Source organism: Streptomyces sp. NPDC059567, assembly GCF_042735655.1.
In the GTDB taxonomy this organism is placed as follows: domain Bacteria; phylum Actinomycetota; class Actinomycetes; order Streptomycetales; family Streptomycetaceae; genus Streptomyces.
This window is the reverse complement of sequence record NZ_JBHWBS010000007.1, coordinates 66533-77363: the sequence shown is the minus strand read 5'-3', so window position 1 is coordinate 77363 and position 10831 is coordinate 66533. Positions and strand designations below refer to the sequence as shown.

The window sequence follows — 10831 nt, the reverse complement described above, 5'->3', positions numbered from 1 at the left end:
GAACAACGCACAACACCGAAACCGAGTTGTAACTGGGTCTGGTGGGCTGGGTTTTGTTTATACGCGCGCGGCCCCGCGGGGGGCCGTGGGGGGCGCGGCGCGGGCCCGGGAAGACGAGCAGGCTCGCGACGGCGACGAGGTATCCGGTGCTGGTCCATTGCACCTGGGCGAAGCTCGCGCCGAGGTCGCGCTGGAGGGCCGGCTGCGCGAGGGTGAGCACGGTGCCGTCGAGGGCGACGACGGCGGCCCCGACGACGCTGCAGGCGAGGGTCAGCTGCCGTTGCCGTATCACCGCACGCCTCCCTCGGGGCCGAGGTGGGCGTCGAGCGCGGCTCGGAGCAACGGCTCCACGTCGTCCGTACGGGCGGCCAGCTGGAGGCTCCCCCAGCCCCAGAGCTGGGCGATGCCGTGCAGGTTCGCCCAGAGCGCGGCCGCCACCGCGGCCGGTCCGGGGCCCGGGCCGGACGCCGGGCGGACGCGGGCGACGAGCCGGGCGAGGAGGTCGAAGAGCGGCAGGCTGGTCTCGCGCAGCCCGAGCCGCCCGCTTTCGAGCAGGTCGTGGCGGAACATCAGCTCGTACATCCCTCGGCGGCCGAGGGCGAAGTCGAGGTAGACGCGGGCGAGGGCGTCGAGTTCGGCGCGCGGGTCGTCGGGGGCTTCGGGTCCTGCCGCGAGCGCGGCGGTGACACGGTCCGTGAGCTCGACGAAGCCCTCGTGGGCGATGGCCGACAGCAGGTCGAGGTGGGTCGGGAAGTAGCGGCGGGGCGCCCCGTGGGAGACCCCGGCGCGCCGGGCGATCTCCCGGAGGGAGAGCGCCTGAGCCCCTTCCGCATGGACCAGCTCGACGCCGGCGTCGACCAGTCGGCCGCGCAGTCCGGTCTCGGTGTCGTCAGTCATAGACACTGTCTACCAGGTATCCGTAGACAGCGTCTACCAAGATCGACGGAACCCTCCGCTACACTTGTCCGCAGCGAAGGGGAGTAGCCCTGCGAACCGGTCGTCGACACACTGGAACCCTCGGGTTCCCGGTGGCCGGGTCCATGCGGAAGCGCGGACGGGCGAGACCTTCGGCCAGGCATTCGCCATGTCCGCATCCTGTGGGCGTGGTCCGTCATGCCGGGCCGAGTGGTTCTTCCCGTCGCCCACCGTGGTGCCGTGCGAATCCCGGGCCCGGACCGAGCAGAGAGCCCCGGTATGCACCTCGACCCCTTGGCGATCCTCACCGCCTTCGGGCTGATCTTCCTTGCCGAGCTTCCCGACAAGACGATGTTCGCGTCCCTCGCCATGGGCACACGGATGCGTCCGCTGTACGTCTGGTTCGGCACCTCGACCGCGTTCATCGTGCACGTCGCCATCGCCGTGGGCGCCGGCAGCCTCATCGGCCTTCTGCCCGACTGGATCGTCAAGCTCATCTCGGCCCTGCTGTTCGCCTTCGGCGCGTTCATGCTGCTGCGCGGCGGGGGCGACGACGGGGAGGACGACGCGGGCGGCAGGACGGTGACAGGCTTCTGGCCCGTCTACTCGACCGCGTTCATGGCCGTCTTCATCAGTGAGTGGGGCGACCTGACGCAGATCACCACCGCCAACCTCGCCGCCACCAACGGCACATGGTCGACGGCGATCGGCGCGGCCGCGGCCCTGATGAGCGTCTCCGCCCTGGCCCTGGTGGCGGGCCGATTCATCGCGAAGCGCGTCCCGCTGAAGACCGTCCAGCGCATCGGCGGCCTGTGCATGGCGGGCCTGGCGGTCTGGTCCCTCACCGAGATCTTCGTCGGCTGACCCACTGAACGCGCCCGTCCGGAACGTCCACCGGCCGGGCGCGCCTCACTCGAAGTTCCGGAAGAGCCCGTCCGGGTCACGCCGCGCCTCCGCGGCGAACTCCTCGAAGCCCATGTTGGCGATGGCCAGGTTGGCGTTGATGCTGTGCACTCCCGCCGGGACCGTACGGAACCGTGTGCCGAACTCGGTCAGTCGGGCGTAGTCCTCGTCGTCGTCGAAGTCGGCGCGGGTCTCCGTCGTGACGGCGAGCAGGCCGCGGTGCGAAGACGTCATCGTCGTCGCGTCGGCGAGGAACACCACACCCAGCTCCTCGTCTCCGGCGACGGCCGCCAGCACCTCGTCGGCGGCGGCTCCGGCCCAGGCCGGGTCATCGACCACGAGTGCGGTCAAGTCGGCGTCCGCGGCCAGGGCGGCCCGCACCTCCTGCCACGCGCTCTCGTCGCCGTAGTCGGTACGGACGACGAGGGCGTCGAACTCCTCACGGCCGGTCACGGCGGGGCGGCGTGGGGCCAGAACGCGGGGGCGGGCGAAGTCCGTGTTGTCGATGAGGACGTCCATCCTCGGCAGCGGGTCGACCTCGGCGAGGTAGATGCGCTCCGCCACCAGATAGCGGTCCCGGTGAATCGCCTCCGCGTCCGTGCCCGCCCAGTTCCGGTCCCGCAGCGCGCCGCGTCGTACCGACAGTTCGGGGTCCACGTCGAGCCAGACGCGGTAGTCCCAGTAGTCGTCGATCTCGGGACGGAAGGCGAAGACGCCGTCCACGACGAGCACGGCGTCCGGGCCGAGCGGGGTCCGCTGTGCGGAGTGGTCGATCTGGGTGAGCGGGTCGATGCCGCACAGGGCGCAGGAGTCCGCCTCCGGCGACCGGGCGGGGTCCAGCAGCAGACTCCTGACCCGCTCGTAGTCGTACGCGTTGCGGTAGTAGCCCTCCCCGGACTCCCGGTCGTAGAGGTGCCGGTCCTTCCACGGGTTCTTGAAGTCGTCGAGCGTCGCCCGGAGCACCGGCCGCCCCGTGCCCGCGATCCATGCGGCCAGCTCGTGCCCGAAGCTGGTCTTGCCGGCCGCGGTGAGTCCGTCGATTCCGACGAGCAGGCGGCCGGTCCCGCGAGCCAGGATCGCCCGCGCCGTCCCCTCGACGAGCGCGGCCCGTTCGGCCGAGGCCGCTGCGGGGACCGGCTGCTGCCAGGTCGAGGGCGAGTGGTGGACGTCGGCTCGCTGCGCAGTCATGAGGCGAACCTACCGACCGCGCGCACGCGGCGAACAGCCGGGTGACACCATGCCGTCACCACTCCCGGGCGGCCACCAGCTCCTCCGCGTCGGCGTCCTCGAATCCGTAGGCCGTGGCGACGAACCAGAAGTTCTCGGCGATCTCCTCACGGGCGACGGTCTCGATCTCGCTCCCGGCCTCCAGGAAGTCCGCCTCCAGGGCGTTGAACTCCTCGGTGGCCACCTCCGTGAGCGCGTACAGCGCCGTCAGATCGGCCGGCTGCTCGGCCTCGATCCGCTCGCAGAGCCGCTGCAGGATCGCCTTCCCCTTGTCGACGACGCTGTCCGGGTAGTACCCGTCCTCGTACAGCGCGCGCAGAAACGCGTACTCCGTCACCTGCTGGTTCGTGATGGACATGCGATCCCCTTCACCTCTCGATCACCGATGCGACCATCGTTCCCCACACCACTGACAACGGCCTCCGCTCAGATGTCCCTCGGTCCGTAGAGGGCCGCGGGCGCGCCCGTCGCGAGGGCCCAGTAGCGGTCGCCGTACGACCAGTGCCACCACTCGGTGGGGTAGTTGACGAGCCCGGCACCGGTGAGCGCGGCACTGAGGATCTCCCGGTTCCGCCGGGCCGCGGCGGTGATCCCGGCGGCGTCCGTGTAGCAGGCCCCCGCGCTCTCCTCCGGGCTCGCGTTCATCCGGGTGCCCAGGTCCAGCTCCCTCCCGTCGGAATCGGCGAGGGTCAGGTCCACGGCCGAGCCGGCGCTGTGCGGCGCGAGCTCGGGCGGCGAGACGTAGCGGCCGGCCGCGGCGTGGACGTCCTCGGCGGGCCAGTCGGGGTGGGCGGCGCGCAGTTCGTCGCCGTACTCCGTGAAGTACCGCCGCTGCAGGGACAGGGGGCGGTAGCCCTCCACGTACAGGAGCCGCAGTCCGTCCGGCAGCCGCTCCTGGGCCCGGAGCAGCCGGTCGAGGACACCCACGCGCAGATGGGCGAAGGCGCCCGCTCCGTCCCGCTTGCGCGGGTCGACGAGCAGGGAGCCCTCCGCGCGTACGTCCACGAGCCGTTCGCCGCACTCCTGGACGGGGACGGCGGCGACCTTGGGGTCCGACATCAGCGTGATCTCACTCATGGACCCGATCATGCCCCCACCCGTCGGGGCCCGGTGACGACGGGTCAGTGGGCGTCGTGGCGGGCATGGTCTCCCGGCGAGAGGCGCACCGGGTCCACCGCACGCTCCGCCTAGGCGGAGCGCTCTTGTGCGGGACCCTTGCGCAGGGCTCCCAGGTAGACCCCTGTCAGGATGAGCGGCGTGCCGATCAGCAGCGAGGCCGTGAGGCGTTCGTCGTCCAGCCAGGCCGACACCAGGATGGTGACGATGGGGATGACGACGAAGACGTACGCCGCCCGTGACGCGTCCCAGCGGTGGACCACGAAGAGGAAGAGGACGAAGGTCAGCACGGAGCCGGCCACGACCAGATAGGCCAGCGCCCACCAGGTCGCGGCGCGGTCCGGGAGGCGCCAGGTGTCGCCGGCGGCGAGGGAGCCGGCGAACAGCAGGACGGAAGCGGCGGTCATGCCCACCGCGTTCATCGTGACCGCGTGGACCTTCGGCAGCCGCCGCACGAGGACGGTGGCCTGTGCGAACGCCAGCATGCTGCCCAGGATCGCGAGAAGGGACGGCACGGGGACGCCGCCGTCCAGGGATGCATGCGAGATGACCGCGACTCCGGCGGTGGCGAAGACGGTGCCGACGGCCGCCATGCGGCGGAAGCGTTCGAGGCGCTGCGCCACGGCGAGCAGCAGGGTCGCGAGCGGGACCAGGGACAGGATGGTCTGGCCGAGTCCGGCGTGGATGCGGACCAGCGCGTAGTACGCGAGCGCGAAGGTCACGCCGAAGTTGAGGACGCCGAAGAGGATCGCCCCGGCGAGCGCGCGGCCGCGCGGGAACTCCAGTCGGCGTACGGCCATCACGGCCAGGAGGAGCAGCGAGGCGGCGCCGAACCGCACGGCCGCGCCCCAGAGCGGATCGAGTTCACGGTTGCTGAATCGGACGCCGACCGCGTTTCCGCCCGCGAGGACCGCCACGGTCAGGAACACGGCGAGCGTCACGCGGTCTGAGGCACGCTGCACCGGCCCACCGTAGCCGCGGCGCTTCCCCCGCCCCCGACGGGACACACCGCCCCGCCTTCCCTCAACGCTGTGCGGCCACCGTCTCGGCGAATGCTCTGATCAGCGCGTTCTCGGCGGACGTCGGCCAGACGAGGCCGTACTCGACGGGCGGCGCGTCGCGCAGGGGTACGTAGGACACGCCCGGGCGCGGGTGGTAGTGGGCGCCCCGGGCCGAGCCCGGGGAGACTCCGCGGCCGGCGCTCACGTAGGAGAGGACCTCCTGCCAGGAGGCGGCCACCGGACCGCGCGGGATGACCGCCCCGGAGGGGGTGCGCGCGGGGTAGTGGGCGTCCAGCCAGGAGCGGGAGTTGGCGCCCGCCGGGGCGATCAGTGGCACGCCGGCGAGGTCGTCGAGCGAGACGGACTCCCGGCGGGCGAGAGGATGGGCGGCCGGGACGAGGAGGACCCGGGGCTCGTTGGAGAGGACGGGGCCGGTCGTGAGCCCGGGTTCACGGGCCGGGAAGGCGGTGAGCAGGACGTCGAGTTCGGCGTCCTGGAGCGGCCGGACCCCGCCGTCGAGCGGCACCTCCCTGATGTGGATCTCGCAGCCGGGGTGGCTCGCGAGGAAGGCGTCGGCGGCCGTGGCGAGCAGTTCGCCGCTCCAGGGAGCGCCGAAGCCGGCCCGGAGCGTGCCGTGGACACCACGGCCGGCGGCCGTGGCGCGTTCCAGGGCGGCGAGGATCTGCCGATGGGCGGGGCGCAGGTCGTCGTCGAGGCGGCGGCCGACCGGGGTGAGGCGGACGCTGCGGCTGGTGCGCTCGAACAGCGGCGTGCCCACCCGGCGCTCCAGTTTCTTGACGGTCTGGCTGATCCTGCCGGTGGAGACGCCCAGACGTTCGGCCGTGCGGCCGAAGTGCAGCTCTTCGGCGAGCGTCAGGAACGCCTCCAGTTCGTGCCGTTCGAGCATCGCCCCGACCCCCATCGTTGAGTTTCACTAAACGCCGCTTGCATTGTTCCACCTTGATCGGCCGGGTCGGCGGACAGCAGCCTGAGGGGCATGAAACAGCCGACCGACACGGCCCCGCGGGCCGCCGTCTCCCGGCCCGTCACCCGGCCGAACGTCCTTGTGATGGCGGTGGCGGGGGCGGTCACCGTCGCCAACATCTACTTCCCCCAACCGCTGCTCGACGCCATTGCACAGGGCCTGGGCGTCTCCCAGCACACGGCGGGCCTGGTCTCCTCGGCCGCCCAGCTCGGGTACGCGCTCGGACTGCTGCTCATCGTTCCGCTCGCCGACACCGCTCGGCTGCGCCGCCTCACCAGCGTGCTGCTCGCGCTGACCAGCGTCGGACTGCTCGTGGCCGCGGCGGCGCCGAACGTCCTCACCCTCACGGTCGCCACCCTCGCCGTCTCCACCACCGCCGTCCTGCCGCAGGTCCTCACCCCGGTCGCGGCCGCATTCGCCGAGCCCGGCGACCGCGGTCGGGTCGTGGGGCTCATCGGTCTGGGGCTCACGCTGGGCTCGACCGTCTCCCGTACCGTCTCGGGAGCGGCCGCGGACGCCGGCGGAAGCTGGCGCACGGCCTATCTGCTGGCCGCTGCGGCGACGGCCGTCCTGCTGATCGTCGTGCCCCGCGCCCTGCCCGAGCGCGCCGGGCCCACCTCGCACCGGCCGGCGTACCCGCGGCTGCTCGCGAGCCTGCCCCGGCTCTTCGTCGAGCACCCGGCGGTACGGGCGTCGGCGCTGACCGGCGCCGCGGTCTTCGCGGCGTACAGCGTCTTCTGGGCGACGCTCGCCTTCCACCTGGCCGCCCCGCCGTTGGGCCTCGGTCCGGGGGCGGCGGGGCTCTTCGGGCTCCTGAGCCTGCCCGGGGCGCTGCTCTCGGCGTACGCGGGACGGCTCACCGACCGGTTCGGCACGCGGGTGGTGAACGCCTGGTCGCTGCTCTGCGTGGCGGTCTCCTTCCTCGTCGTCGGGCTCGGGGCGCGCTCGCCCGTGGCGCTGGCGATCGGGGCGAATCTGCTGGTCCTGGGGACCAGCGCCTGTCAGGTGGCCAACCAGGCGAGGATCTTCGGCCTCGGCAGCCGGATCGCGGCCCGGGTGAACACCGTCTTCATGCTGTCCACGTTCGCCGGCGGTGCGATCGGGTCGCTCACGGCGGTGTGGCTGTACGGGGCGTACGGCTGGGCGGTGACGGTCACGGCCGCGGCCGGGTTCACGGCGCTCGCCGCCCTCGCGGTCGCCGCGACACGCCGTACCGTCCCGAGTTGCGCACCGGGCGACACGCGCGAGGCTGGGACTCACGACCCGCGCACCCTCGCAGGGAGAGACGATGCATGATCTCGCGGCCCTCGCCGACGAACACCTGGCCGCCGCGCGCACCGCCGCGCACGGCCGGAGCGCCCATGTGGTGGTGCACGACGGGGTGCTCCGGCAGAGCGTGATCGCGCTGGTGTCGGGCACGGCCCTCGACGAGCACAACGCACCACCGGCGGCGAGTCTGCAGGTCCTGCGGGGGCGCGTGAGGCTGACGGCGGCCGGCTGGTCCGAGGAGCTGTCGGCGGGGGCGCTCCAGATGATCCCGAAGGAGCGGCATGGGCTCACCGCCCTGGAGGACGCCGTGGTCCTGCTGACCGCGGTCAACGACTAGAACTGCTTCTTGGGGCAGGCCGCATCAGCGCCTTGCAGGGCTCTCTCCGCTCGGCTCAGCCGGCCGCCCGAGCGCCGGTCCGTTCCGCGACGCGGGCGGCGGCTTCCTCCGGCAGTACGGGCGGTTCGCCCGTGATCCAGACGGCCCGCACCGACATCCGGCTGCCGCGCCGGCCCTGGCCGGTGCGTCGGACCTCCCCTTCGTAGACGCCGCCGACCGTGAAGAGGGGGTTGGCGCCCTCGCCGCGCGCCCGGAGGGTGGAGTCCGGATGGACGTGGGTCATATGGGCGTTCCAGCGGACGTGGGCCGTCCGCCCGTCCGATCCGACCCGGACGACCACGTCGGAGGAGATGTGCTGGGTGGCGGCGAACCGCCCGATGGCCTCCTCCACGTGACGGACGGCGTCGGCGCCCTCGGCCACGCCGATCGGCGTCGTCGTCCGCAGGTCGTCGGTGAAGTAGGCGTCGGCCCAGCCCTCGTCGAAGCGCCGCTCGTCCATGACGCGGAAGAAGCCGCTGATGAGAGTGGTGATCTCGAAGTGGTCCTGAAGATTCGTCGTGTTGCTCGGATCGCTCATGGCTCGATCATTCGACCTCGACCATGCTTGAGGTCAAGGGAGCACCGCGTCCATCCGCCTCGGGCGCTCACACGGTCTCGTTCAGGTCCCGCGCGTAGTACTCGATGGCCCGCCGGTACGTGCGGACGCCCGGATCGCTGCTCGTGGTCGCCAGCAGATTCAACAGCAGCTGTGCGGACTCATGGTGTTCGCCCGTGTTGAACAGAGCCATCGCGAGGAAGGTGCGCAGCGCGCCGTCGTCCGGGAACTCCTCGACCGCGCCGCGCAGCGTGGCGACCGCCTCCTCGTACCTGCCGAGGACGCGGAAGGTGCTGCCGAGCCCGAGGAGCGCGCCCCTGCGGTCGTCAGGCGAGAGCCCGGCGCCGGAAGACTTCAGCGCGCGCTCGTAGAAGGGGACGGCCTCGGCCTCCAGACCGAGGACATCGTGGGCCCAGGCGCTCTGGTACGCGACCTCGGCGTCGTCGGGGTACCGCGCGGCGAGCTCCACCAGTCGGTCCCGCGCCTGTTCCTGTCGGCCCTGCTCGCGCAGTCCGACCGCCTCGGCCAGCCGTCCGTCCCGCTCGTCATCGTTCATGGCGGCACCGTTCGTGGAGGCATCGTTCATGGAAGCATCGTCGCAGGTCGCCCGGGAGTGCCGTGCGGCGGCTGCCAGATGACGGCGCGCCATACTCCACCCCGCTGGTTGTGGCGGCCGGGCCCATAGAAGGGCCGCGCGGCCCGCCCCTAACCTCCCGGCCATCGACCCGACTTGAACGAGCCGCCCGGGAGACCCCATGCGTCCACTCCGCCCGCTCCGCCCACGCGGGCCGCGCCGGCTGACAGCTCTGCTGCTGTTCGCCGCCGCGACCCTCTTCCCCGTCGCGACACCGGCGGCCGCCGCCCCCGCCGCGGCGCCCGCTCCCGTGCCGGGCAACCTCCAGCCGTACACGATCGACGCCGTCCACAGCTCCGGGGTGTCGTCGGGCGGCTACATGGCCACCCAGCTCCACGTGGCGTACTCCGGTACGTTCAGCGGTTCGGCGGCCTTCGCCTCGGGACCGCACAACTGCGCGCAGAACACCCTGAATCTCGCCCTCTACGCCTGCATGGACACCATGCAGAACCTTCAGCTCGCCCAGCTGGAGCAGACCACCCGGGACTGGTCGGCGCAGGGACTCGTCGATCCGGTGGCGAACCTGGCGGGCGACCCGGTCTACGTCTTCAGCGGCTCGAACGACACGACGGTCAAGCGGCCGGTGGCGGACGCGCTGGCCGACTACTACGGGCGGTTCGGCGCCCGTGTCCAGTACAACCGGAGCACGGCGGCCGGGCATGCCTGGATCAGCCCGCTCGGCCCCAACTCCTGCACGGTCACGCAGAGTCCATGGATCAACAACTGCGGCATCGACGCCGAGCGCGAGCTGCTCGGCCATCTGCTGGGCTCCGTCGCCGCGCCCAGCTCGTCCCCCGGCGGGAGCCTGATCCAGTTCGACCAGAACGCCTACGCGCCCGGTGGCTCTGCGGCGCCGCTGTCGCTGGACGACAAGGGCTTCGTCTATGTGCCGACGTCCTGCGCCGGGGGCGCGTCCTGCTCCCTGATGGTGGCGCTGCACGGCTGCAAGCAGGGGTACGGATACCAGGGCTTCGGGACCCGGTTCATCGACAACGCGTACCTCAACGAGTACGCGGACACCAACGACATGATCGTGCTCTACCCGCAGGCCGTTCCGACGACGACGCTGGACAACCCCAACGGGTGCTGGAACTGGTGGGGTTACCTCGGTGACTCGTCGCACGCACGGCACGGCGGCAAGCAGATCGAGGCGATCATGGGCATGGTCCGTGCGCTGCGCGACACCACTCCCCCGCCCGTGACCGACCGGGTGACGCTGTCGAGCGTGGACGCGCAGGACGGCTATGTGAAGGCCGCCGCCGACGGATCGGCGCCGGTGGTGGGCACGCTGGAGGACTCCTCCGGGCTGGCGCTCGGCCGTGGCACCGACGGCAAGGTGAACCGCACGCTGCTCTCCTTCGACACATCGAAGATCCCGGCGGGCAAGGAGATCACGCGCGCCTATCTGACGGTGAACCGCAGCAGCGGGTCGGGCGATCCCTGGGCGTCCCCGGCGGGCAACAGACTGCTCGCGGACGTCACCACGGGCTGCTTCGGCGCGTGCACCGTCGAAGCCTCGGACTGGTCGGCCGCCGCCACGGTCGCGGGCGGGGCCCAGATCGCCTCGTTCTCCTCGGGCTCGGCCTCCTCCACGGATCTGTCGGCGTCGGCGCTCGCGGCCCTCGACCGCGCCGGCACGACCCAGATCCGGCTCCGCTTCGAATCGGCCCAGGCCTCGACGGCGTATCTCTTCGTCAACCAGTCCACTCCGGTGACGCTTACGGTCGAGTACCGCTGACCCCGACCCGGGGGGCGGGGGGCCCCCCGGGCGACCCCCCCCCGCCGGCCGGTGGGGCCGCCCCGCCCGCGCCCCCCAAACCCCCCGACCCCCCAAACACCCCCCGGCGGG

At 72.1% G+C, this 10831-nt stretch carries 12 protein-coding genes and 1 pseudogene; 4 read left to right on the top strand and 9 right to left on the bottom strand.

The genetic code is table 11. From position 1 onward, the window contains the following. Both ACFVZW_RS05945 and ACFVZW_RS05940 read right to left on the bottom strand, forming a co-directional pair. Positions 1–292, bottom strand: a pseudogene (locus ACFVZW_RS05945) (hypothetical protein); the annotation flags it as partial. Then, positions 289–897, bottom strand: a complete 609-nt coding sequence (locus tag ACFVZW_RS05940; protein WP_384517298.1) for a TetR/AcrR family transcriptional regulator — start codon at positions 895–897, stop codon at positions 289–291. The pseudogene ACFVZW_RS05945 and the gene ACFVZW_RS05940, both read right to left, overlap by 4 nt. Positions 898–1194: 297 nt before the next feature. On the opposite strand from ACFVZW_RS05940, the gene ACFVZW_RS05935 reads away from it, so the two are divergent. After that, positions 1195–1779 (top strand): TMEM165/GDT1 family protein, encoded by a 585-nt coding sequence (locus tag ACFVZW_RS05935; protein ID WP_384517296.1) that lies wholly within the window; start codon positions 1195–1197, stop codon positions 1777–1779. A gap of 45 nt (positions 1780–1824) precedes the next feature. Here ACFVZW_RS05935 and ACFVZW_RS05930 read toward each other — a convergent pair whose 3' ends face one another. The 5 genes from ACFVZW_RS05930 to ACFVZW_RS05910 all read right to left on the bottom strand — a co-directional run bounded on the left by ACFVZW_RS05930 (position 1825) and on the right by ACFVZW_RS05910 (position 6069). Then, positions 1825–3006 carry a DUF6924 domain-containing protein gene (locus ACFVZW_RS05930; protein ID WP_384517293.1) on the bottom strand — a complete coding sequence of 394 codons (1182 nt, stop codon included), beginning with the start codon at positions 3004–3006 and terminating at the stop codon, positions 1825–1827. A gap of 55 nt (positions 3007–3061) precedes the next feature. Beyond that, positions 3062–3403: a DUF5713 family protein gene (locus ACFVZW_RS05925; protein ID WP_384517290.1), complete on the bottom strand. Its 342-nt coding sequence runs from the start codon at positions 3401–3403 to the stop codon at positions 3062–3064. 68 nt (positions 3404–3471) lie between these two features. Next, positions 3472–4122: a M15 family metallopeptidase gene (locus ACFVZW_RS05920; protein WP_384517287.1), complete on the bottom strand. Its 651-nt coding sequence runs from the start codon at positions 4120–4122 to the stop codon at positions 3472–3474. 110 nt (positions 4123–4232) lie between these two features. Then, the gene (locus ACFVZW_RS05915; RefSeq protein ID WP_384517283.1) at positions 4233–5123 is read right to left on the bottom strand and encodes a DMT family transporter; all 891 of its coding nucleotides are present in this window, start codon (positions 5121–5123) and stop codon (positions 4233–4235) included. A 61-nt stretch (positions 5124–5184) separates the two neighbouring features. Then, a complete protein-coding gene (locus ACFVZW_RS05910) occupies positions 5185–6069 on the bottom strand; it encodes a LysR family transcriptional regulator (RefSeq protein ID WP_384517282.1) in 885 nt (294 codons plus the stop codon). A 90-nt stretch (positions 6070–6159) separates the two neighbouring features. On the opposite strand from ACFVZW_RS05910, the gene ACFVZW_RS05905 reads away from it, so the two are divergent. Both ACFVZW_RS05905 and ACFVZW_RS05900 read left to right on the top strand, forming a co-directional pair. Next, entirely contained in the window at positions 6160–7443 is a 1284-nt protein-coding gene (locus tag ACFVZW_RS05905; RefSeq protein WP_384517279.1) for an MFS transporter, read from the top strand. Further along, positions 7436–7753: a cupin gene (locus ACFVZW_RS05900; protein ID WP_384517277.1), complete on the top strand. Its 318-nt coding sequence runs from the start codon at positions 7436–7438 to the stop codon at positions 7751–7753. Before ACFVZW_RS05905 ends, ACFVZW_RS05900 begins: the two co-directional genes overlap by 8 nt. Before the next feature lie 55 nt (positions 7754–7808). On the opposite strand, the gene ACFVZW_RS05895 is transcribed toward ACFVZW_RS05900, so the two are convergent. Next, complete coding sequence (locus ACFVZW_RS05895) at positions 7809–8330, bottom strand: nuclear transport factor 2 family protein (RefSeq protein WP_384517274.1); 522 nt, start codon at positions 8328–8330, stop codon at positions 7809–7811. A gap of 67 nt (positions 8331–8397) precedes the next feature. Continuing rightward, the gene (locus tag ACFVZW_RS05890; protein ID WP_384517454.1) at positions 8398–8904 is read right to left on the bottom strand and encodes a tetratricopeptide repeat protein; all 507 of its coding nucleotides are present in this window, start codon (positions 8902–8904) and stop codon (positions 8398–8400) included. A 199-nt stretch (positions 8905–9103) separates the two neighbouring features. Here ACFVZW_RS05890 and ACFVZW_RS05885 point away from each other — a divergent pair, with 199 nt between their 5' ends. Next, on the top strand, positions 9104–10720 hold the full coding sequence (locus ACFVZW_RS05885; protein ID WP_384517272.1) for a poly(3-hydroxybutyrate) depolymerase: 1617 nt from the start codon (positions 9104–9106) through the stop codon (positions 10718–10720). The last annotated feature ends 111 nt before the right edge of the window (positions 10721–10831 follow it).

Excerpts from the sequence above, each read along its gene's own strand:
- ACFVZW_RS05895 (WP_384517274.1), bottom strand. The coding sequence starts at position 8,330 with ATGAGCGATCCGAGCAACACGACGAATCTTCAGGACCACTTCGAGATC.
- ACFVZW_RS05910 (WP_384517282.1), bottom strand. The coding sequence starts at position 6,069 with ATGCTCGAACGGCACGAACTGGAGGCGTTCCTGACGCTCGCCGAAGAG.
- ACFVZW_RS05930 (WP_384517293.1), bottom strand. The coding sequence starts at position 3,006 with ATGACTGCGCAGCGAGCCGACGTCCACCACTCGCCCTCGACCTGGCAG.
- ACFVZW_RS05925 (WP_384517290.1), bottom strand. The coding sequence starts at position 3,403 with ATGTCCATCACGAACCAGCAGGTGACGGAGTACGCGTTTCTGCGCGCG.
- ACFVZW_RS05900 (WP_384517277.1), top strand. The coding sequence starts at position 7,436 with ATGCATGATCTCGCGGCCCTCGCCGACGAACACCTGGCCGCCGCGCGC.
- ACFVZW_RS05885 (WP_384517272.1), top strand. The coding sequence starts at position 9,104 with ATGCGTCCACTCCGCCCGCTCCGCCCACGCGGGCCGCGCCGGCTGACA.
- ACFVZW_RS05935 (WP_384517296.1), top strand. The coding sequence starts at position 1,195 with ATGCACCTCGACCCCTTGGCGATCCTCACCGCCTTCGGGCTGATCTTC.
- ACFVZW_RS05890 (WP_384517454.1), bottom strand. The coding sequence starts at position 8,904 with ATGAACGATGACGAGCGGGACGGACGGCTGGCCGAGGCGGTCGGACTG.
- ACFVZW_RS05940 (WP_384517298.1), bottom strand. The coding sequence starts at position 897 with ATGACTGACGACACCGAGACCGGACTGCGCGGCCGACTGGTCGACGCC.
- ACFVZW_RS05920 (WP_384517287.1), bottom strand. The coding sequence starts at position 4,122 with ATGAGTGAGATCACGCTGATGTCGGACCCCAAGGTCGCCGCCGTCCCC.
- ACFVZW_RS05905 (WP_384517279.1), top strand. The coding sequence starts at position 6,160 with ATGAAACAGCCGACCGACACGGCCCCGCGGGCCGCCGTCTCCCGGCCC.